The organism is Clostridium sp. UBA7339 (genome assembly GCF_002470865.1).
GTDB classification, from domain to species: Bacteria; Bacillota; Clostridia; order Clostridiales; family Clostridiaceae; genus Clostridium_J; species Clostridium_J sulfidigenes.
Genome location: NZ_DKPI01000012.1, coordinates 147,707 through 171,463, shown reverse-complemented (window position 1 = coordinate 171,463; position 23,757 = coordinate 147,707). Strand labels below are relative to the sequence as shown.

21 protein-coding genes and 1 riboswitch are annotated in these 23,757 nt (G+C 31.6%); of the genes, 1 reads left to right on the top strand and 20 read right to left on the bottom strand.

Annotated elements, in window-relative coordinates:
• Position 1 precedes the first annotated feature (1 nt).
• The 9 genes from B2S02_RS12630 to B2S02_RS12590 all read right to left on the bottom strand — a co-directional run bounded on the left by B2S02_RS12630 (position 2) and on the right by B2S02_RS12590 (position 9,975).
• Positions 2-1,021 carry a methylcobamide:CoM methyltransferase MtbA gene (locus B2S02_RS12630; RefSeq protein ID WP_346877041.1) on the bottom strand — a complete coding sequence of 340 codons (1,020 nt, stop codon included), beginning with the start codon at positions 1,019-1,021 and terminating at the stop codon, positions 2-4.
• Between the two features lie 15 nt (positions 1,022-1,036).
• A complete protein-coding gene (locus tag B2S02_RS12625; RefSeq protein WP_346846393.1) occupies positions 1,037-1,693 on the bottom strand; it encodes a corrinoid protein in 657 nt (218 codons plus the stop codon).
• A 45-nt stretch (positions 1,694-1,738) separates the two neighbouring features.
• Entirely contained in the window at positions 1,739-2,809 is a 1,071-nt protein-coding gene (locus B2S02_RS12620) for a uroporphyrinogen decarboxylase family protein (RefSeq protein ID WP_346879249.1), read from the bottom strand.
• 35 nt (positions 2,810-2,844) lie between these two features.
• Complete coding sequence (locus tag B2S02_RS12615) at positions 2,845-3,714, bottom strand: uroporphyrinogen decarboxylase family protein (protein WP_346879250.1); 870 nt, start codon at positions 3,712-3,714, stop codon at positions 2,845-2,847.
• A 17-nt stretch (positions 3,715-3,731) separates the two neighbouring features.
• Positions 3,732-4,643: a GTP-binding protein gene (locus tag B2S02_RS12610; RefSeq protein WP_346880061.1), complete on the bottom strand. Its 912-nt coding sequence runs from the start codon at positions 4,641-4,643 to the stop codon at positions 3,732-3,734.
• 290 nt (positions 4,644-4,933) lie between these two features.
• Entirely contained in the window at positions 4,934-5,620 is a 687-nt protein-coding gene (locus tag B2S02_RS12605) for a phosphatase PAP2 family protein (protein WP_346877045.1), read from the bottom strand.
• A 201-nt stretch (positions 5,621-5,821) separates the two neighbouring features.
• Positions 5,822-6,580: a class I SAM-dependent methyltransferase gene (locus B2S02_RS12600; protein WP_346879255.1), complete on the bottom strand. Its 759-nt coding sequence runs from the start codon at positions 6,578-6,580 to the stop codon at positions 5,822-5,824.
• A 222-nt stretch (positions 6,581-6,802) separates the two neighbouring features.
• Entirely contained in the window at positions 6,803-8,110 is a 1,308-nt protein-coding gene (locus B2S02_RS12595; RefSeq protein ID WP_346920825.1) for a Na+/H+ antiporter NhaC family protein, read from the bottom strand.
• Between the two features lie 124 nt (positions 8,111-8,234).
• Positions 8,235-8,344: riboswitch (SAM riboswitch) on the bottom strand.
• Positions 8,345-8,556: 212 nt separating this feature from the next.
• Positions 8,557-9,975, bottom strand: a complete 1,419-nt coding sequence (locus tag B2S02_RS12590; RefSeq protein ID WP_346920824.1) for a PLP-dependent aminotransferase family protein — start codon at positions 9,973-9,975, stop codon at positions 8,557-8,559.
• 163 nt (positions 9,976-10,138) lie between these two features.
• Between B2S02_RS12590 and B2S02_RS12585 the strand changes: the two genes are divergently transcribed.
• Positions 10,139-10,612: a pyridoxamine 5'-phosphate oxidase family protein gene (locus B2S02_RS12585; RefSeq protein ID WP_346846385.1), complete on the top strand. Its 474-nt coding sequence runs from the start codon at positions 10,139-10,141 to the stop codon at positions 10,610-10,612.
• A 267-nt stretch (positions 10,613-10,879) separates the two neighbouring features.
• Here the strand turns inward: B2S02_RS12585 and B2S02_RS12580 are convergent, their stop codons facing one another.
• The 11 genes from B2S02_RS12580 to B2S02_RS12530 all read right to left on the bottom strand — a co-directional run bounded on the left by B2S02_RS12580 (position 10,880) and on the right by B2S02_RS12530 (position 23,510).
• Positions 10,880-11,734 (bottom strand): AAA family ATPase, encoded by an 855-nt coding sequence (locus B2S02_RS12580; RefSeq protein ID WP_312654276.1) that lies wholly within the window; start codon positions 11,732-11,734, stop codon positions 10,880-10,882.
• A 523-nt stretch (positions 11,735-12,257) separates the two neighbouring features.
• On the bottom strand, positions 12,258-13,163 hold the full coding sequence (locus tag B2S02_RS12575; RefSeq protein ID WP_346920926.1) for an AraC family transcriptional regulator: 906 nt from the start codon (positions 13,161-13,163) through the stop codon (positions 12,258-12,260).
• 125 nt (positions 13,164-13,288) lie between these two features.
• Positions 13,289-14,299, bottom strand: coding sequence for a DUF4037 domain-containing protein (locus B2S02_RS12570; protein WP_346846384.1), 1,011 nt, complete (start codon positions 14,297-14,299; stop codon positions 13,289-13,291).
• Positions 14,300-14,811: 512 nt separating this feature from the next.
• Positions 14,812-15,657 carry a GNAT family N-acetyltransferase gene (locus B2S02_RS12565; RefSeq protein ID WP_346920823.1) on the bottom strand — a complete coding sequence of 282 codons (846 nt, stop codon included), beginning with the start codon at positions 15,655-15,657 and terminating at the stop codon, positions 14,812-14,814.
• A 196-nt stretch (positions 15,658-15,853) separates the two neighbouring features.
• Entirely contained in the window at positions 15,854-16,711 is an 858-nt protein-coding gene (locus B2S02_RS12560; protein ID WP_346846383.1) for an AraC family transcriptional regulator, read from the bottom strand.
• A gap of 127 nt (positions 16,712-16,838) precedes the next feature.
• Positions 16,839-17,372 (bottom strand): GNAT family N-acetyltransferase, encoded by a 534-nt coding sequence (locus B2S02_RS12555; RefSeq protein WP_312654257.1) that lies wholly within the window; start codon positions 17,370-17,372, stop codon positions 16,839-16,841.
• Positions 17,373-17,492: 120 nt separating this feature from the next.
• Positions 17,493-17,801: a hypothetical protein gene (locus tag B2S02_RS12550; protein WP_312654259.1), complete on the bottom strand. Its 309-nt coding sequence runs from the start codon at positions 17,799-17,801 to the stop codon at positions 17,493-17,495.
• Positions 17,802-18,157: 356 nt separating this feature from the next.
• Positions 18,158-18,475, bottom strand: a complete 318-nt coding sequence (locus B2S02_RS12545) for a hypothetical protein (protein ID WP_414632893.1) — start codon at positions 18,473-18,475, stop codon at positions 18,158-18,160.
• A 78-nt stretch (positions 18,476-18,553) separates the two neighbouring features.
• Positions 18,554-19,678 carry a radical SAM protein gene (locus B2S02_RS12540; RefSeq protein WP_346920822.1) on the bottom strand — a complete coding sequence of 375 codons (1,125 nt, stop codon included), beginning with the start codon at positions 19,676-19,678 and terminating at the stop codon, positions 18,554-18,556.
• Between the two features lie 507 nt (positions 19,679-20,185).
• Positions 20,186-21,970, bottom strand: coding sequence for an ABC transporter ATP-binding protein (locus B2S02_RS12535; protein WP_346920821.1), 1,785 nt, complete (start codon positions 21,968-21,970; stop codon positions 20,186-20,188).
• Positions 21,960-23,510 (bottom strand): ABC transporter ATP-binding protein, encoded by a 1,551-nt coding sequence (locus tag B2S02_RS12530; RefSeq protein ID WP_346920820.1) that lies wholly within the window; start codon positions 23,508-23,510, stop codon positions 21,960-21,962. Before B2S02_RS12530 ends, B2S02_RS12535 begins: the two co-directional genes overlap by 11 nt.
• Between the last annotated feature and the right edge of the window lie 247 nt (positions 23,511-23,757).

Sequence of the window (23,757 nt, the reverse complement as noted above, 5' to 3'; positions counted from 1 at the left end):
TCTATAGCATCTCCTTTTTTAAAGTCTCAAGGATTGCTTTGACATTTGTAAGAGGAGATTTCATTCCAAGTCCACAGGCAGGTGAAATTATGTTCACTCCATCTTTAACACATTTTTTAGTCAAATCAGAAACCTTCTTAGGCTCTCCAAATTCAATTGTATAGGTACTCACATTACCCATAAGTAATCTATCTCCTAAATTCTTTCGTGCCTCACTCATACTAACAATGGAGTCAAAGCTTAGAACATCACTTTTTATTTTTTTTACCTCTTTATACACATTTTTCATTTGGCCACATATGTGCACGATAGTTTTTCCCTGTACTTCTTGAATAGCATCCACTAGCTTATTAATATATTTCACAGCAAATTCTTCAAATAGCTTAGGTCCTAAGATTTCACCAGTTCCACTAGGGTCAGAAATAGCAATTATATCTGCCCCTGCTTCTATTTGCTTCTTTGCAAATAAAATTAATTGATCGGTAACATAATCAACATATTTGTGAGCTTCTTCATTGTTTTTTCTCAGCTCTTTATAAAATACTACAGGTTCCATAACAGAACTAGCAGTGCTTATTGGCCCTGTTAAATTCCCTATTATAGGAACATTGGTCCCCTTTGCTTTTAATAATTTAATTGCATCAATAACTACTTTAGCTCTTCCCTCCTGAAAATTAATCTCGTGGAGTTTCGTCCATTCCTTTACTGAATCTATCGCATACTCCACAACATGAGGTTCATATATGTTTGACCCCATATTCACAGTTGCTCCAAACTCTTCAGACTCAATGGTCATACAAAAAGGAACTCCATAATTTTCAAAACAGTCCTTTTCATATACTGCAGTAGCTAAATCAGCCATAGTTTGCGCATTACTATGAGCCTTTGAAAAATCTATTCCAAGGTCTTCAATTACTTCTGTTGTAACCATGTTCATCATGCCACCAGGACAAATACATGGAACTCTATCAACCTGTTCTCTGTTGAAAACCATATTTAATCGTTCTCTTGGAGATATCATATTACATCCTTCTTTCTAAGCTATATTAAGCATTTTTTTTGCTAATTTTACTGCCTCCACAGCATTGGAACTGTACCCATCTGCACCAATGGTATCTGCAAATTTTTGAGAAATCGGACCTCCACCTATAAGGACTTTAACTTCATCTCTAATTCCTGCTTCCTTTAACAATTCAATAACTTTTCCCATTCCTGACATAGTTGTTGTCATTAAGGTTGACATGCATACAAAAGAAGCGTTAACTTCTTTAGCTTTGTCTACAAAACTTTTAAGCGAAACATCCCTTCCTAAATCAATCATTTCAAAACCAGCAGTTTCCATCATAATTTTTACTAGATTCTTTCCTATGTCATGGGTATCTCCTTCTACAACTCCAATAACTCCCTTTGGCTTGCTATTTCCTTCTTCTTCTATAGGAAGATGAGGTCTTAATATTGATAGCCCTTCATACATTGCATCTGAGCATAGTAATACATCTGTTACGAAATATTCTTCCTCTTCATATAATTGACTTGCACGGTTCATACCATCTACAAGTCCTTCCATAATACCATCAAAGGCTTTATACTTTGCCTCTACATATTCCTCACAGGCTTCTATTACCTCTTCTTCTTCCATTTCTAATACGCCATCAGATAATCTTTTTAATAACTGTTCTTTAGATGCTGTCATTATTATTCCTCCATTTTAATTACAAAATTTTTCAAACATATATTTTTACATGAAATTTTTCGGATCTATTGGCCACTTTCCATATTTTCTTGCAGAGGCCATAAATTGATCAATATTCTCTAAAGGAACATTTCCTGAAAGGTCACAACCTGATGCTAAAATATAGCCACAAGGACTATCATAAGCCTTTTGCATGCAAGTTTTTACTGCAGAATCTACCTCCTGTGTACTTCCTAAAATTAGAACTTCTACTGGGTCTACATTACCTAGAATTGGAACTTTATCCCCTGCTACTTGTTTTGTGTAAGCTAAATCAACTCTATTATCTATACTTAACATATCGCAACCGGACTTTACCATATCCCCTACTATTGATGTTGTGTCTCCACAAATATGGTAACAAACTAAGCCTTTTGCCTCATGAATATCCTGCATTAAATCTATAGTGTAAGGTAATACAAATTCTAAATATTGTTTTCTATTAAGAATTGTTCCTGATGCAATTGGGTCACATAGCAATATAAGAACACCTCGTTTTATAAATTCTCTACATATCATCTTTAATGCTTCTGTGCAAAACTTAATTAACTCATGTACTTTTTCTGGATTTTTTCTAGTTGCTCTTAAAAAATTTTCTGTTTTATAAATACTTGCTGCTGCAGTAAAGGGTCCAGATATTAAAACCCCTGTTGGAACCTCTTTACCTAGCTTATCAATTAATATTTCTGCAGCCTCAATATGTAATTGGAAAAGTTTATCGTTTTTTAATTCTAACTTTGACATATCAAGTTTATCTATATCATTTAAATCCTCTAAAACATAACTCATAATTGCTGGTACAGATTCCTCTGGATCATTCATCTTACTACCTAATGCAATACCTACACCATGTAATCCATATTCAACCACTAATAAATCGTTTCCAAACCTTTCATAACAAGCTATCTGTGCTTTAGCTTCATTTAACGCACTACTTCTTTTCTCTTTGTGGGTCATTCCTAATGCTAGTCCAGACATAGAGCAAGCTACAGGCATTGCAAGTATTCTGTCCATAGGTTTTCCTGTCATGAAGGCATTTAACCTTTCAATTGGGGTCATTTTATCATCCTTGTGCATATACAACCATCTCCTTTTTTTAAGGTGTTATTTATTTATAGTAATTCAAGGGTTTTAATAACCCCATCTTTTAACTGAAAGTCTTTATTTTTCATGCATGTTTGTCCAACAAACTTTGCTAGTCCTATAGCCTTTATGCAACCTTCTTCATAGTTTAAAGGTCCTCCTAAAGAAACATCCTTCCACACTGCTTTATCAGTTCCTAATAAAGAAAAAGTAGTTTTCGGACAAAGTACTATTATGATTTCTTCATTTATGATTTTATCCATTGTTTTTAATAAAGGATAAGTAAACATTTCCACTACTTGTTCTGCAAACTTAGGTCCAAGAATATTAACTCCCCCAGAAGAGTCTGCATAGCTAATGATGTTTACCCCTACTTTTTGTGCTTCTTCTATAAATTCAATTATTTCATGTTGAAATTTATTAAAAACTTCCCTAATTAACTCTGGATTCTTTCTAAAAGTTTTGAAAACAACCCTTGGTTCAATTAAAACATTCATTATTGTAAATGGTCCCGAAACATTTAAAACCACATTTTCACCTTGTTCTCTCAAAGACTTACAGGCTTTTAAAACTTCGGAAATTCTTCCCTTTGAAAAATCAATTTTAGGTAAATCTAGCAGTTCTTCTGTAGTTGTACAAATATATTCTTTGGCTCTTGGTCCTATATTCTCATCCCCAAGATTAACTTTTCCCCCTAGCGCCTCCCCTTCCACAGTATGACAGAAGGGTAGTGTACAAACATTGTCCTTATAGTATTCCTTAAGCTCCTTTGCAAGTGTCACCATACTATCCCAATTTTTATAAGCATCAGGAAATTTCAAATTGGTTTTTTCAATAATTTCTTTACTAATTCCCTGTTCATTACCATATGTACATTTATAATCAATTATTTTTCCCATGGTACCCCCCTAATTTATTAATAAAAAATTCCTACTATTTTTTTCTTATCTAAGTTACTGCCAATTACGGTTACCTTTGTAGTTTTTACCGTTTCTAAATACTCCCAATGATAATGATGTGGGGTATAATCAAAGTAAACCAGTTTCTTTGTAGAAAGCTGAACAATTCCCTTAGCTCTTACAATAAAACCATACTCCTGTTGATTTAAAGAAAGTAATACTTTATCTATTTCTTCCTCTGAAAAAGTCCTTAGCTTATCTATAGAAAAAGTTTCAAACATCTTATTAGCTGCCAAAAAGGCAGGCCTATCCTTTAACTCAATTTCATAGGATTCCATACTGTTTATTGTTTCAACAATTTCTTCCCCTGATAAAGAAATCCATGGCTCTTTAAAAATTGTAGCCTTGGGATTTATTAAACTTATTTTCTTAATAATCTCTTCAACTTCACTATCCACTAGATTCTCAAAATGACTTAAAAAAATCATCTGAGCATTTTCTATTTGATCTAAATAAAAACTTCCAAAGTTCTCACTGTAATCATTGAAGGAATCTACATCTACAATGGTGATAACATCCTTAATCTTTATATTTAAGGTTGAATTTGAGGAAACCCTATTACAAACCTTTAGTATATCTGATAAACTACCTACACCTGAAGGCTCAATAAATATATTATCTGGTTTATACTCTAAGACTAATTCCTCTAAGGCTTTATTAAAATTTTCTTTAACTGTACAACAAATACATCCAGAATAAATCTCTTTAATTGGAAGACTATGTTGTATTAAATCCCCATCAATACCAATATTGCCAAATTCATTTTCAATTAAAGCATTACTTCCTTGCATATTTGGAATTACTTTATTTAAAAATGTTGTCTTTCCACACCCTAAAAATCCCGAAACAATATTTATGTTAGTACCCATAATTCCCCTCCATACATCAATACTTTTAATTATATATTTTACACTTAAGGCAGTCTAATTTGAATTTCAAATAGAAAGTTGTCATTCAATTGAATTTACCTATACATTAAATTTCATTATATTTTCATTTGTAGCTTTAATATGGGAATTAATTACATGGATTTCTTTGATATGTTGTAGTTACCCAGCACAAAATTAAAAATATGTTTATAAAAGAACAAGAAAAATGACACATAAAAAGACCCCTCTCAAACATAAGCCTGAGAGGGGATAATATCACAACTTCATAGTTATTGTGCCATACCCTTTTCATCATCTTTCTTTTTATTTTTAATAAATCCCTTTAGGTAATGTTTATTGTAATATAAATATTCTATAATCTTATAAACAGCCTCCACTAAAACTAATCCAGCTAACAAATCTATAATCACATGTTGTTTTACAAATTGAGTTGAGATTATAATTAACCATCCAACTATATTAAATCCAATCTTATATTTTGTTGGCATATTTTTAAGCTTATTTATTCCCTTTAAAGCTGAAAAAGTTGCTGCTACATGAATACTAGGAAAACAATTATAGGGGTTGTCCCTACTATAAATAAACTTTACAAAATTGCATAGAAAATCATCATGGATTATTATTGGCCTTGGAACATAGGTTTGAAAGTTTAGATAAATTATAAGACAAATACAATTAACTATATTTAAAGTCAAAAGTGAAATGAAATATCTTTCCTCATCACAATAACACATTATTATAAGTGAGATTATTAAATTTGGCATATACATCATATATGGAAGAATGAATACACTTACAAAAGGAATTAAATCATCTATATCTGTATATACGGAATGTAATTTGGGATTCTGATAATTATTTATAAAAAAATAGCATATACTACTTATTCCTATGGAAAATATCCATAAATATGGTTTTATAGTTTTCACATTATATTTTTCTAGTAACCATTTCATAAATTTCACCTTCATACGAGAATATTATATATTAATATTATATTATTTGTAATTTTTTATCTACGTTAACATTTATAATTAATCAAAAATTTAAATATAATTTTTTATATCTACTACACAAAGCTATTACTTTTTCGTATTTGATCACTCCCTAAAGGAAAAATCCCTCAGACCGTAGTCTGAGGGAACATTAATATATTTCTATTTAATAGCAACAGCTTCAAAGGTAACGACTTGCTCAGAATTCGATGGATACTGACCAAATTTATAGTCTGAAGAAATCACAATATTTTTAAATCCTATACTTTCAAGTATTAGTCTGAACTCTTCTACACCATACCATCTTAATGGGAACCGCTCCAATTCAGTTTGTAAAAGTACCCCTTCACGCCACTTTTCATATCTCCCATGGGAAATGGTATATTGATTTATATAGTCAACCTCTACAATTTTATTTTCTAATGTGATTATATCTCCATTAGAGCAGTCCCAAGTTTTTGTGGAAACTGTACCTGTTGAAATATCTGTTTGCAAAAATATATCAACAATTAATCTACCACCATTAGACAAATGCCTATAAAAGTTTTGTAATGCTTTTATTGAATCTTCTCTATTATGTAGTAGAAGGAAGGTTCCAGTTGGCACTATAATAGCATCATATTTTGTATCTTGTGAAAAAGACTCCATCTTACCTTCAAAAAGTTTAGGATTCAAACCTCTTTCTTTACAATTATGCTCACATATATTTAACATATCTTTTGAAATATCAAATGCATCCACATTTAATCCTTTTTCTAAAAGCGGAATTAATATACGCCCCGTTCCTGTTGCAGGTTCAAGAATAGGTCCTTTACAAGACTCTAATCTATTCATGTAAAATTCTACATCTCCAAAAGAATGCCCTATAGGCTTATCCATATCATATACTTCTGAAGATAATCTACCATAATAACTTAACATCATTTATCACCTTTCTTCCTTGATTTATCGTAAATACTTATTGGGGGACATACTATACAATGACCTTGTACTAATAATATTTTCGATTCTTGCCTATAATTCAATGTCACCTCTAACTGCCCCGTTCTAATAAGTTAATTTTATTATAACAACAACCTTTAAAGAAAACTGTTCCTGTTTTGCTAAGTATTTATAATAAAATATGATTTCAAGTGAATATTCTTATAGCTTCTCTTTGATTTTTAATTTTAAATAAGGTACAAATACAATTGCTATAAGGGCACTTATCCCCATTAAATATGGATAATAAAGATATTTCATTATGATAAATGGTGACAATTTAGCTAATGCTGATGCTGATAAAAGTTGTGCACCATAAGGAATAATTCCTTGGGACACACAAGAAAACATATCTAATATACCCGCTACTCTTTTAGGTTCAATATCATATTGATTGGATATATCTTTAGCTATAGGCCCTACAGTAACTATAGCTATAGTGTTATTAGCTGTACATATATCAACTAAACTTACTAATGTGGCAATTCCAAATTCAGCTCCTATTTTACTGTTAACTCTTTTTGTAATAAATCCTAGTATAAACTCAATCCCTCCATTGAATTTTATAATTTCAACCATTCCACCAATTATCATTGAAATTATTACAAGCTCAGACATTCCCCCAATTCCTTTGCCTATGGCCTGCAATAGACCTATTATATCAAAGGCTCCCGTAAATATCCCTATGCTTCCTGCAAATAAGATTCCTCCAACTAGCACTAATAACACATTAACCCCTAAAAGTGCAGCAAGTAATACTCCTACATAAGGTAAAACTTTAACTAAACTATATGAATAATCCCCTACTACCTTAGAATCTTGCCCCAATGTTATAAAAGTGAATATTAAAGTTGTTATTATTGCTGCTGGCAATACAACTGTAAAATTCATTCTAAATTTATCTCTCATCTCACAGCCTTGAGTCCTGGTGGCTGCTATAGTTGTATCAGAAATCATAGAAAGGTTGTCCCCAAACATTGCTCCACCAACAACAGCTCCAACCACTAAAGCTATAGGTATACCTGTCTTAGCCGCAATTCCAGTAGCTATAGGAACTAATGCTACTATTGTTCCCATGGATGTACCTATAGATATTGCTATAAAACATGCAATTATAAAAACTCCAGCTACTAGTATGTTACTTGGTAAAAATGTAAGCCCTAAATTAACAGTAGATTCTACAGCTCCCATAGTTTTAGCAACCTCTGCAAAAGCCCCTGCCAATATAAATATCAGACACATTAAAATGATGTTTGGTTCTCCTGCTCCCTTGCAGAATACATCTAACTTTTTATCTAGTGATACTTTTCTATTCATAAATAATGCTACTAATGCTGCTAATAAAAATGGTACAGTTACAGGCATAGCATAAAAGTCCTTTGTAACTAATGATATCCCCATAAAAACTGCTATAAAAATAAATAATGGTAACAAAGCAATAGCTCTGCCCTTTTTCAAGTTATCTTTCATTTTTTCCTCCTTAGTTAATTAATGTTTTAATTTTTTTGTATAAGACTTAGTGATCTTAGGCATCTGAAAATAAAAAACTTCTTGCCTTACCTAAAAGATAATGCAAGAAGTTATGTTCTTCCAATTCTTATCTTCCAGGTTAATCCTGCTGGATTTAGCACCATAAAGTTTAAAATAACTACCTTTGGTTGCCGGGCTTCATAGGGCCAGTCCCTCTGCCTCTCTTGATAAGATACTATATTATATTTTTAAATTCTTTATAAGGATAGCATTGGTTTATTATTATGTCAATATAATTAATCAAAAGCATTTTTATCCATCTTTTATCAAAAAAATCCTCAATTTCTTTTTCTATTTGTTTATGGATAACATCCTTGCCATATTATATATTTAGTATACATTTATTTACCTACCATGTCTTCCGAAGTTTCACCATTGAATTTTCATTATGTTAATGTATTGAACCATGCAGAGTGTAGCAATGCGATACCTTCTCGTATCTGTTGTTCACTCAGTAAGCTGTATCCTACAAATATAATGTTTCGGGGATATTCATTCCTGTCATTCCAAAATGGAATCATAGAATATACTTTGACTCCGACTTTTTCTGCCTGTTTAATAAGCCAATCTTGTTCTTCACCACCTGGAAACTCCAAAACGAAATGCACCCCTGCTCCACGACCATGTAATATTACTTTTTTTCCAAACATTTTCGTCGCTTCCTGTAAAAATATATCATGACACCTTTTGTAGGTAATACACATTTTTCGAATATGACGCTCATAATTTCCCTCTCTCATATATGCAGCTAAAACACGTTGCGTTAACCATGATACAGGAGAACTATGAGAACAGAATAAACTATGATACCTCTTTAGGAGGCGTACTGGCAACACCATATAGTTCACCCTCAGAGAAGGGGAAAGAGACTTTGAAAAAGTTCCAATATAAATAGTACGATCTTCGGCATCTAAAGAGTGTAGTGCTGGCACTGGATTGACATCATATCTGAGTTCGCTGTCATAATCATCTTCAATGATGTAAGCATTGTTAACATTTGCCCAATTAAGGAGCTCCTTACGCTGCACAATTGACATTACAGTTCCATAAGGAAATTGATGGGAAGGTGTTACATAAGCAGCACATGCGTTAGAGCAGCAAATTGATGAAAGGATAAGTCCATCTTTACTAGCTGGGATTGCATGTACATTATAATTGTTGTTTATAAATACATCCCTTGCTCCATTATATCCTGGTTCCTCCATTGCAATAGTGTTATTTTCTTTACGCAGAAGAGTGCACAAAATATTTAAGGAATATTGTAGCCCACAACCGATGATAATTTGTTCCTTACTACAAACCATACCTCTTGATTTGTACAGGTGTTTTCCGATTTCTTCTCTTAATAATAGATCACCCTGCTTATCTGGATAATGATTAACTACTTCCTTTTGCGATGATAGGAGAATTTGAGAGGTGTATTTTCGCCATAACTTGAAAGGAAATTGCTCATAAGGAAGTGTACCGTACTGAAAATCATATAGAATTACAGGTTTCTTCAGTTCTGATTTTTGGGTAGATAAGGCTTTTATATTCTGCGGAACATAATTTTTCTCTGTAAATTCACTTGAAGTATCTAGAACAAAAAAACCTGACCCATGTCTTGCTTGAATATATCCCTCCACTGCAAGCTGGGTGTAAGCCTGACTAACAGTATTGCGTGCAATACCTAATGTTTTGGCTAGTGTACGAATACCTGGAAGCCGTTCTCCATGTGAAATATTTCCTTGTTCAATATCTTTTTTGACCTGATTATAAATTTGAAGATACATTGGATCATTTGAATTTTCTTGAATATAAATCATATAATTATAACCATCCTTATACCAAAGTGTATCCTATATTATATCATATAAGTGTAACTTTTAATAGGTTCACTTCCATGCTATAATATGTTTAATTCTATATCAAGTACATATATATCTTGAATAGAAATCAAGTTTACATGATTAGGAGGATAATTAAGTTATGCAATATAGAATGAAGAAGTTTCAGTTAACGTTGGAGCAGATTGATGAGCTCCTTCATCGTGCGGATACCGGACGATTCGCTACTATCAATGAGGATGGTTATCCATATGTGGTTGCCATGCACTTTATTTATTACAATAACAAAATTTATATGCATGGTCTACCAAAGGGACAAAAAATCGATAATATAAATAGAAACCCCAAAGTATGCTTTGAGGTTGATGAATTGTTTGGTCTCTTGACTGACAATATCGAGAATGCCTGTGACACCGAGGCAGAGTACAATAGCGTTGTAATTGTTGGAAACGCTTCACTGCTTGAGGACTTGGATTATAAACATGAAGTGTTGAATAAGCTAGTTGAAAAGTACACTCCACAGTTTGCTGGAAAAGAGCTTCCTGATAAAATGATTAAGGGTACAGCTGTGATTGAGCTTGATATGGTAGAGTGTACAGGAAAATATCATAAATAGAGCAAAAGATAAACTTATTTTGTCTAGTTGCCATAAAAACCAAATATGATTTTCCAATAGAATTTATCCTGCTTTTTATTGCGGGATATTTTTTTATTATCCTGCTCTAGAATTGAAAAGTAATTCCTATTAGTTATTAGACATCACTAACTTTTCTTTCTTCTGTCTACCATAAATTTTCGTAATCACCCTGATTTTTACTATGAAATCCTTCCTTTTATTAAATTGGCTATAGAATACTAATCATCTATCTACTCTCCTACATCGTCAAAACTCCTTTTCATATCTTTTGAAAAATTCGTAATATGTACGCACATTTTCTAATTCCGTCCACTTTTTCACATCAACTGGATTTTCATCAAGATCATATATTTTTGCTCCACCCATAGCAAGGAGAAAAGGTGAATGTGTTGATATAATAAATTGACATCCTAAAAACCGTGCAGAGTCCTCGATAAATTTCATTAATTCCATCTGACGTTTGGGAGAAAGGCTGTTTTCAGGCTCATCCAATATGTATAATCCATTTTCTGAAATTTTTTCAATAAAATACCGAAATGCACTTTCTCCATTTGAATACTCCCTTACATTATCCATAACTTCATTTCTCACAAACTTTGACTGAGTTTTACTTCTAGCAATATTTACTTTCTTTAGTTGCTCATATTCTTCTATAGACTTCATTTGGAAATGAGAATATTTTGCATCTAAGTATTCTTCAAAAAGTTTTTCCCGTTTTTGATCAATTCCTTCGTTAAGGTTTCGGATATTCAACATATAATCAAATACATCATCACTTGTTATAATTCTGCTATTTTTAGGGATGTCATCTTCAAGTTCCATCTCACACATATTGACATAGTCAGGATAGAAATTAGATTTATTATAGATAGAATCTCGATTAATCCCTATTTTTTCTGCTATCACATTTAATGCCGTTGATTTTCCCGAACCATTTCCACCATATAAAATCGTAACTGGTTCAAAATCAATTCTTTCAAAACTATGTTTTGATAATATCTTAAATGGATAAAAGGAGTCGTAGCACGTTCTTTTTTCCTCTAGTAAAAAATCAAATTCTATATCATCATTTGGAAATGTAAAAACACTTAAATAAACCATTATAATCACCCTTATCATAACACTATAATATTTGTATTTTTTATTTTGTCTATCATAACCTTTATAACCATCTAATTTTCACTATAACCCTGCCTATTTATTACATCCACAAAGTTAACGAAAGCCCTCAAACCCGCATGACCAGAACAACTAGTTTACTAGTTATATAGTTTTATAGTTAAATATATCCCTAGTTAACTATATAAATAGTTTTCTATAAACCTATTTCCCTATGTAAATATTTATATAGAGAACTAGTCATATTTATCTTTTACTTTATTATAATATTTTATTATCAGCTATGCACTACTATCACTATGATTTCATCCTAATGAAAGTTAGATTTTTAAATTGTTTTTTATTACAGAAGTGGTATAGTTAAAATAATTTTTATAAGGTTAACAATATTGCTTGTATATAGTGCTAATACCAAAAGGATTATAGTACAATAAGTAACACGTAGAAAGAAAGCACCAAGATTTTATTATCTTAGTGCCTTTAAAATAGTTTTTGTATCTAGTATTTAACCTATTGATTTAATAGGGCGTGCTTCAATATATCCTCTGTACCCCATTGGTGCAAGCTGAAATCTTGGTGCAGTTTCTGGTGCCCACTGATATCCATAAACAGTAGGATCAAATTTTTCAATATGATTCCACACTTCATCGATTGCATCCATAAAATCATCATCATTATAGGATTCACCTTGAAAAATCATTAATTTGCAAGGTGGTAATTCTATAAGTTCATACCCATTAGGAATATCATTTGTGTAGTCAATGGGAACTTCTACACCTTGCACATATTGTGATGTTCCTTCTTTAATAAGATGTTTTGGCAGCCACATTCCAATTGGTTCATATATGGCTTCTTTTACACTTGTTAGTACTGACCATACATCACACCCTACCTCTTCACAATATTCAAAATAACCCGTTGCTTTTTTCCCTCGCCTTAACAAAACCTTTCGTGAAGGACGCTGAATAACCTGTACAAATACAGATTTGGTATTAAAATTATCACTCATCTTTTTTCCTCCTTTATGAAATGCACGGTAGGTATCGAAAACTTTCTGAGGCATAAATAGTTTTATTGGTGGTGTACATTGACTATATCTTCTTGGCGGCATCCCAAATTCCTTTGAAAATGCTCTTGTAAACCCCTCGTGTGAGTCAAAGACAAAATCCATCGCTACATCTATAATCTTTTCATTACTATCACGTAGTATTAACGCAGCTTTAGTAAGCCTTAATGCACGAATATAGTCAAATGGTGCCTTACCAGTAACTTCTTTGAAAAGTTTTGCAGCATGCCATGGTGAATATCCTGCCACAACAGCTAGTTCTTTTAACGTAATCTTTCTTAAAATATTAACATCAATGTACTCTTGCATACGTTGTACCGCCATAATAGTTTCAGCCTCACTCATTCTTCCACCTCCAATATCTAAAGTATATATCATAAAGAATTCTATTTCTTGACCTTCATTGCGAATAAAAAAGAGCATTTTTCTTCTCTTAATCACTCTACTAATATACCACTTATTAACAAACCTTATATTTCTAATAATACTTTTTCTAAAATTTCATAATGCCAATAATATAAATCCTCGGGTTTTATTGAAAAAGCTTTTTCTTTATCAACAATTATTTTTCCATTTTTAATAGTTACAAAACTAAAAAAAGGTTCTCCTGATAAAAAGGATAAACTGGCATTTTCACTCCATTCCTCAACTGTTACAAAATCATTTTCAAATAGCAGTTTAAGTAAGTCATAAAAGCTTTTTTGCATAACTCTAAGCTTAAAATGTGGACACTCTTTTTTAACAATATATAAATCTATTTCTTCCCATAACTTTTCAATGACACTTTGCCTATTAATTAAACTTTCTAATGATAAATCTCCTGTACTCATTACTTTAAGAATTCTTGTTTCCCATTGTGTTGGTGTCCAAGAAAGAGTTCTACTAAAATTAATAATCCATTTTTCATGTGGAATGTATTCACCATTTACTATAAATAGAGCTTCTACTAACTTAGTGACAGCATTATTCATCATATAATGACCTTGCACTGTATCCCCCCTATGAATCCATATATCACCTGCTAATCTAAAATACCACCAACAATCAAAAAGTAATCCTTCTGCTTGTAATGGTTCTGGTTTATTTATAAGTTTATCTCTTACAAATTTTTTTATTTCTCCATTGGGATCATATAAAATTTTTGCGTAAGATAAATCCCATAAAGCAATACTATCCCACGATTTCTGTTTTTCTTCCTCCAAATTTAATATCTTTATATCGTAAAGATATTTTTGAGCCATTGTAATCCCAATTGGTATAGGTGATTTTCCATTATTCCATAGTTCATAATTTTCTTTATCTAAATAAATAACTATGTCAATTTCAGATAGATAATCTACATAACCTCGAGACATCCCTCCATTTAAGGTTATTCCAATTACTCCTTCTAAAGATTTAAGCTTTTTTATACTATTTTGTAATTCTAACATAAAATCATTAATTTTATTTTCACTTTTTAAGTTCACATATGGTCTTTTCATAATTATATCTCCTTCTTAAACTAATTTTGTCATATAAAATATAAATGTAACAGTATAATTTAAATAAAATAAAAAGCCGTAGATTTTACTCTACGACTTCTATCATAAAAAGATAGTTCAATTGCCTAGAGAGTAAAATAAAATCATATACTAATAAAATGGTTCACCAAATAAACTGTCACATCAAACAGTTTTACCACTCTATTTTAATAAATGATTCTATCTTACTTCTCCGTGCCAAATTATACTTTTTGATTACATAGTACTAATTTGACCGAATGGCACTCCACCTTTCAAAATTACACTGTTACATATGAAAATTATACACCTAATTGAAATATTTGTAAACATTATATGTTAGTTTTGGAAATCATACTCAGAATATACTATCCATCCATATATTCAGCTTTTAAAATAGAATATAACACCAAATCTCCAACCCCTCTATCCTTCCAAAAATATCCCTGTCTTATTATCCCTTCATCTATAAAATTGTTTCTTAATCATTTAAATCATATCTTCAAAAGCATTTCATACTGACTAACACTATATTCAAAACCTAATTGGAGTAAAAAGTTTTTAGTAGATTCAGATTGATCATCTACGTTAAGAACGCTGATTTTATGTGATTCTGTATTTTTTATCATATCTGTAATTATACTTCTTGCAATTCCTTTACCCCTATAATCCTTATTCACTGCTATTTGGGGAATATCCCCTGTTTTTTTATCAATAATGCCATAGCCAACAATCTTGTTATCAAAACACACAATAGAATATTGAAATGCTTCTGGTATAGTGCTTATAGAATCAATAGAATTCTGCCAAGATGGCTCAAAATCCCAAAATCCTGTTAATTGTCTTAAGTTAATTTTGTCAACATGTTCAACCATATAGGTTGTTATTGGATTATATTTATTTTTATCTAGATGAAAACATTGGAACTCTCTTTGAATCTCAAAGCCTTGTTTTTTATATAGTTCAACCGCAGATGTATTAGATTTAATTACTTCAAGCAAATATTGCTCTACTTGCTTTTCTTTAAGCTCTTTTTTGATATTTAAAAGCATATTGCTTGTGATACCTTGTCTTCTATATTCAACTGTAACGCCTGTCCCAAGATCATATACTGTTGATTTTCCATTCCAATTTCTAAATCCATTTAAAACGAATCCAACTAACATTTCACTTTTAAATGCACCTATGGACATTTCGGAGACATAACCCCTTCTTTGAAGCATTTGCTTAAACTTCCAGATAGGTAAATCCATCTTAACCTGATAATCAGAAAATGCATCTGAAAACGTTTTATGAAGTGTTTCAATACTTGTTTTATCTAATATTTTATAACTAAACATTTCTTATCTTCTCCTTTATATTATATAATCTTTTAATTTGGCAATAAGTTTGTCAATATTCTTGAAAAAATATTTCTTTAAAGATATGCTTAATATTTATATTATATGTGTTCTTTTAGTATATCACATTAATATTTGCTAATTACATAAAAAACCAATACTTAATAACACTAAGTATTGGTTTTTTATCTTTTATTTATTTTTTCTTAATAGGAATCCAAATTTCGCTGTAATAATTTTCATCCTGATTACCCTTTGGATAATCAGCTATATTTGTATACATTTCAATGTTATAACCAGCTGCAATTTCATAATCTTTACAGTTAGGTAGCCATTCTGAGAAGATTTTTTGGTTTACATCTTGCAATGATTTTGGCATTGCACCCTTGCAGGCAAAAACAGCCCAAGTGTGCTTAGGAATAATCTTTGTAATAAACCCCTCTGGAGTTAATGTGGATGGAATATAATTATCGGCAATCAAGTATTCAAATTCATCTGAACCCATACTCTCATCAATGCATACACCGTACATTCCGCACACAACTTTACCCTTTCCTGTTTGATAATGCTCTGTCCAAAACTGTGGAATTTCTCTAGTTGCACTATCATATTTAAATACCTTTGATACTCCCATAACTGTAAATGAATCTTTTTCAACAATTTTGTAATCCATAATATAACCGCCTTCCAATGAAAATTTGATTTTTAAGGTCCCAAAAGATTTAATCATTGCTCCGTCTTTTCGAACTGCAGTAGGTGTGACACCATGGAAACGAGTGAAGGCTTTTGTGAAACTATCTGGTGAGTTATAGCCATATTTCACTGCAATATCAATAATTTTCTCATCAGTAGATACAAGCTCACTGCCGGCAAGAGTAAGCCTACGTTGTCTAATATACTCTCCAACCGTAAAACCACAAAGCATTGCAAATCCTTTTTGGAAATAAAAAGGTGACACCAAAGCCTGTGTTGCAATTTCCTCTATTGTAAGTTCCTCGGTGATATTTTCCTCGATGTAACTAATAGCTTCACCAATACATTCAATCCATCCCATACTCATCACTCCTGTCTACATTTATATCATATTGCTTTTCAAGCAGTTATTCCCGACTTTTTTTGTTATGTTTTGTCTGGAAGATTAATTTTTAAAGCTTGGTCAACACCATTACGCCGTAGATAGATTATGTTAAATTGGTTAGATAAAGGGAATATATATTATGCAAATATTTTTTATCTCTAAATAATTCATATGTTGAACCAGATAAAACAAATCCAAGATTTTCAACAAGACTAATTGACCTTTTATTGTCAATATAAATGCATGCACTTATTTCTTTTATATTCATATTTCTTATGGCGAATGTAATAATTTCTTTAATTGCTTCTTGCATATACCCATTTCCCCAAAATTCTTCTTTAAGATCATAACCAATTTCCACTTTATACTCTGTGTGATTCCAACAATGAAACCCACATGTACCCATTTTAATCCCATCTGATTTTCTTATTATAATCCAACGATTCTGTAATCGTGGTTCCTGCTGTGTATAAAAATTAATAATTTCATCTGCACCTTCAACATCAGTTAATGGCTCAGCATCAAATAGGTATCTATTAACTACATCATCTGAAAATTCGCTAAATATAAAATCTCTGTCATCACTGGATATGTTTTTAAGAAATAATCTATCTGTTTCTATATTATTAAAAAACATTTTTTCCTCCTTTTATATAAAAAGTTTTCTAAAAATCTTTCAAAGGTGGATACTTTAAGTTTCGCAATTCCGAATCAGAAAAAACATTTCCACCCCATACTCTTTCTTTTACCTACTCTTCTAACCTTTTTTGTTGTCATCTATAAATCTCCATTGCAACTTATCTGCTACAATAAATGTATCCATAGGTTCATTTAAAAGTTTATTTTCACAAGGAGCTTCTGGATCAAACCAATCATTATTAGCCCAAAGTATATATCCCTCATGCATAGATAAATAACATGATGTAATATCACTAAAATAGTTTTTTTCATATCCTATTAAATTCATACGACGCAAACCAATAAACTGTAACTGAAGAGTTTTCAATACCATTTGGCTTTGAAAATTAACCTTCAATTTTGAAGTTTCAGCACTACAACCTGTCATTGTTCTTTCTTCATTAACGCTTGCACCACTTATATAGTCAACTTTACAGATACAAGAATCATGAAAGCCACAATATCCATTTAATAAATCTCAATATCATTATTGTTCTTTATTATATTCCATCCATCGCTCATTATATTTACTCCTTTTTCGTATGAATTAGTAACTTTATATGTACAACGCTTCATAATATAATACCATTATTTACTATAAATGTACATATTTTAAGAATTAATGACACAACTTAATCCATAATATTCTTACTGATTTTTAATACTTATTAAAAATTAAGAGAATCCTTTTTACATTTAGGATTCTCTTAAAATATTTATTATTTATATTAAATCTGAGCATTGTTAAATATTTAGTAATGAATTTGAAATTCCCTCAAATCTTTCATCAGATATACCAAGTTTTTTCTTAAATCTTTCACCTTCTAATCTTTCAATAATTACCTTGTTAGGAGATATTTCTTTAATAACACTTTTTAGTTTCTGTATGGATTCTTCATCATCGTTATAGCCCTTTAGAATAGTTACTTCTAATATAAATTTACCTTTATACTGCTCTCTAAAAGCTTTCATATTTGAAATATGATTCTCAAGATAATAATCTTTACATACCATTGAAAACCGAATACCATCAACCAATGTTATAAATATATTTCCACCCACAAAAGCCCTAGAGTGTGCATAAATACACTCTAGGGCTTCAAACCATTGATATGATTTTAATAAACTCCATTTATCTAATTAAAAAAACAGCTCTCCTACTTTATAGCCCTCAGGCAGTTCTTCTTCACATAAAAATTTGAAGTTATCATCCTTCAGTATTGGTAAAAATACTTCGTATGGTATCCTTGAAAACTCACAGCCATAGCTACTAGCTCCGAACCACTTACCTTCTTTGCTACTCAAGTTTAAATTTCTCGCAAATTTTGTATGATTTGAGCAATCATGAACTGCTAAATCCCAGTTTTCCTCCTCAGCTATTTTCATGAACTTAAGAGTTAATTCTCTGCTCCAAGTTGGAGAAATATAGCCATGTCTGGAAATATACATGTTTTCGCCTTCATAATTGTGTATGTTATTCTCATTTAAATGTAGCTCTGCACAATTTATAAAATCCAGATTTGTGTCTAAAATTGCTTCTTTTTTCTCAAAAAATCCTTCAAAAAACTCAGGAGTCATTGGAGTTTCTATCCCTACATTTTTAATATATTTTTTAGCAAGTCCAATATTTTTTATAACTTTATCTGCACAATTAGTTGCCCCTAGGTTGAATCTTATCTCATCAAGACCAGCTTCTGCTAAATCCTTCAAGGTTTCTTCCGTAGCTAAAGTACCATTGGTATATAAATGTTGATGAACCCCTGCCTCACTAAACTTCTTTATAACAAGATAGTACTTTTCAATTTCCATAAAAGGCTCTAAATAAACATAGCATACCCCAGTAGGCTTCTTATGGATGGAAAGAAGTAAATCTATATCCTTATCATAAAACTTTGTACCTCCGATTTCCCACATACCTTCACCTATAGGAGGCTGATCCTCTAATTCTCCATAGTTATAGCAGAACTTACACTCTATGTTACATTTGTTTGTTTTTCTAATTGCACTTAAGCCAGTTCCCATAAGACAAGAACGGCATCCCATTGCAAACTTTCTTTCATTTCCCACAAAATAAGTTCTATTCCCTAGAGTTTTTAAGTCTTTAATTTCTGACATCAAGATATTATTTCTATGATCAATTGACTCCTCTATTTGTGCAAAGGTAGCGTATATGATTTCCTGCTGTTTTGTCATAAGCTCCTCATCCTCTGGCAGCATGGCAAAAAACTCAAACCACATCAACGCATCTTCTTTTGAAATTTTCATTATGTATCCTCCTCTAATTTATCTTCTTAAAGATTCAATCTTAATTCTTCTTGTTATGCTTTTTCACGTATTCTTCTTCAAAAGTCATACTCATTCGCTTTATTATATCACTTTCATTGTTTCCTTACTATGTCTTTGAAAACTTATAACTTTTTGCACTTAAAAAGAACCCTGATTTCTCAAGGTTCTAAATGTGTTTACTTGTTAACATAGCTACAACTTTACTTTGTTGAAACTTGCTGTTTGTGTACTCCACATGAGCTTGGCATTATAACTGGCTTCTTAACAACGTTACTCTTAACTTTAATGATTTTCATCTTGTTCCCTCCTTTCTTTTTGATGTAGCAAGTTGCATACCCTATAACCTACATTATTGTTACATCTTTATCTATTGAAATGGCAAGTTTTCTCCTTTGTTGGATATATCCTAAAATAAAATCAAAGGGAGAATTCTATACCAGTTTCATCTAAGCAATAAAACACTTGTGATATTGCTATTAATTACGATTAGCTTTCTATATACCACTTACTTTGGGAATTATACAATTCTTGATACTTTCCATTTATACTAATTAATTCTTTGTGAGTTCCTATCTGAACAACTTTACCTTTGTCCATAACAACTATTTTATCTGCCATCTTAGTTAGAGCCAGTCGGTGCGTAACAATGAAAGATGTTTTTCCTCTTGAGAACTCGATAAATTTCATATATAATTTAGATTCTTCTATTGGATCAATGGCAGCAGTAGGTTCATCAAGAAGAATCATATTATGTTGCTTATAAAAACCTCTTGCGATGGCTACTCTTTGCCAATACCCTCCTGAAAGGTCCACCCCATCAAAATCTCGTGAAAGCATTGTATTTGTACCTTGTGGAAATACTTTGGAATTCACATTTAAATCAGCTTCTTTTAATGAGTTCTCAACACATTGATTTATCACAGTGGTTGATGTATCACTTATAATAATATTATCCTGTAATGTCATCTTATATCGTTGGAAATTTTGGAATATACTAGATATATTTTTCATCAAGCTTTTATGGTCTAATGATTTTGTATCTTGATCATTAAAATATACGCCACCTTTATTGGGCAAGTAAATTCCTGAAATTAGATTTGTTAATGTGCTTTTTCCAGCACCATTTTCTCCTACAATTGCTACGATTTCGCCACTCTCAAATTTAATAGACACATTTGAGATAGCCTCTAGCTTACTTCCTGGATAGCTAAAGGAAACATCCTTAAGCTCAATTTGTGGAGCTTTTTTATAGTTGATTTTCTTTTCTTCTTGTTCTTTTATATTCATAAATTTAAGATAGTTATCAACAGTACCAATCCGTTTCATTGCGTTTCCTATTATGTAGCAAATCATCTGTTCTAGCATACTCATAATCATTCCAGTTGAAGCTAAAACAGCACCAAAATTTCCTACTGAAATAGAACCGTCAAAAAGATACTTAATAAGCAATAAAAGTGTAAGTATATGTCCCAATAATGCCGAAATTTTAAATAACAGCTCAATTCTTATTGATTTAACTTGAGTATTAATAATTTCGTCATTCAGTGTTTCTAATTTATTCTTATATCTCTTAATAAAGAAATTATATGCTCCTAGTAATCTTGTTTCTTTCAACTTTTCTTTTCCAATGATGCATTCCTCATAATGCTCGCACTCTCTACGTAACGGTGCAGCCTTATCTTCAAGTCGAGCATATAATCTACTTTTAAACATTTGAGAAAGCATAACAGGGAGAGAAAATAGAAAGATAATTATAACTAAATTTGGTTTTAACCTATAAAGGTAAATACCTATAATCATAAAGTATGGTATGTAGATAAGTGTAGTATCCACAATTCCTGTTATAAGTGATACACTATTTTTTACACCTTCATGAGCCTTATTGATATCATCTAAAAAAGAAGTGTCCTCAAAACAAGCTGTTTTCTGCATGGCACATTTCTGATTAAACAATTTTTCAAGTTTTCCTGTAACTTTACGCTCATAATCCAAACCAAAAACTGTACTTATTCCATTCAATACTGGGTTCGCTAAAATGCAAAGAAGAAGTAATATAAAAGAACCAATTATTCTTGCTAACATTGCTTCACCAGTAATATATTTACCAATAACGTTAAAAAAGCGGTCAAGTGCTACAGTATTAAGGGCAAGTGTTAAACCCAATAGCAAGTCAATAATGCAAATAAATAGGAAGTACATTGGACAGGCACCAACTACTTTCCGAAAGGCCTGAACAATTGTAAGGAAGGAAGATTTTTTATTAGTTTTCATTCTCATACCACCTCCTCTGACTATGAAACATTTCTGCATAAGAACCATTTTTCGTCATTAGTTCATTAAAATTACCATGCTCGCTTACAGCTCCGTCTTCAATCACATATATAACGTCTGCAAGTTTCGTTGAAGCTAATCTATGACTAATGAGAAGTGTTGTCTTCCCATGATTAATTTTTTCAAAGTTCTCGTAAAGCCGACTCTCACTTACTGGATCTAGTGCTGCCGTTGGTTCATCTAAAATTCTCAACGATGCATTACTTACCAGTGTTCTTGCCATTGCAATTCGTTGCCACTGTCCTCCTGATAAATCAAGACTATCTTTTATAATTCTTCCAATATAGCTATCAATGCCTCTAGGTAGTTCTTGTACTAACTCAATTAATCCACTTTCTTCAATTGCTTCTTGAAAACGTTGAGTGCTATAACCATTCACATTTCCTAATGTAATATTATCCTTCAAAGAAATCTCGTATTTTGCAAAATCTTGATATACCACAGCAAACATGGATTTTAATTCCTCCTGGCTGTACATCTTGATTGAAATATTGTTAATAAGAATATCTCCTTCAAATTCCTCATACAATCCTGTTAGTAATTTAGTGATTGTTGTCTTTCCTGAACCATTAGCTCCAACAAGAGCATAATGCTTTCCGCTTTCAATAACAAGGTTAAGGTTCTTTAAAACATCGCGTTTAGTTCCTGGATATCGAAATGTTACATTCCTAAATTCTATGCGATTCACTAAAACTCTATTCTCTGATGAAACGCATAAGTACTCATTCTTATACTTTAATGACAATAGACTCGTAAAATCTTCTAAGTATTCTTTGGATTGAGCTATTGCTTCAGTATACTCCGGCAATTGCCAAGCCAAATCTGGAATTAGCGATATCGTACTATTAACAATAGAAATAAATAGTCCTATAGACAATAAACCTCTTTTCAGCGGAAACACAAGAATTAAGATAATAACCGCTATCAGTAAGGAAGTTAAAATTCCACCAATTTCAGACTCCTTTAACCATTTTAAACTGGCTTTAAACTTGAGATTCCTAGCAACTTCGTATTGCTTATGCCACGAATCATTAATCTTCTTTGAGTAGTTAAAAAGAGTTCTTTCTTTAGCAGCATTTCTTCCTATCAAAATTTCTGATAGGTACCCAGCTTTCCTTATATGTTTTTCAGACTCTCGATTCGCTTCATAATTTTCCTTACCGCCTCTTATCGCAATACGGAATGTTGGTATTGCTATAAATGCAATTGCTAATGCCGCCCACGCAACCTTAAATAGAAGCACACCCATAATTCCTAGAATCTTAAGTATTAGACTAAATGCTCCCAAAACCTGTCCATAAGACTTAACACATTGAGTCTCAGGTTGTCTAGAAACCCTAGATATTAAGTCTAAACTCTGGTCATCCTCAAAATATTCATATTTAAGTGATGCAACCCTTCCTATTAAAGAAATAAAAAAATTCTCTCTTAAAATATTTTCAAGCTTAGTATTAAGATACTCTAATAATAAAGGAGACAAACTCGAATACAGTGAACATAAAACAATTGCCAATACAGATAACTTTATATGAGCTGCCCCTGAACCTTCTGTAAAAAATCTGATTGAAGAATTGATGAAGTATGAAACAGCTAGCAATGAAAGTGTTGGAACTACACCACTGAAAAAACTAACAACTGCAATTGAAATAGAATAAAAGGGACAGTAATGAATAGGAATGCGAATGATATCAAGTATCCCGAGTGTCTTTTTTGTGAACAAGTTAAAA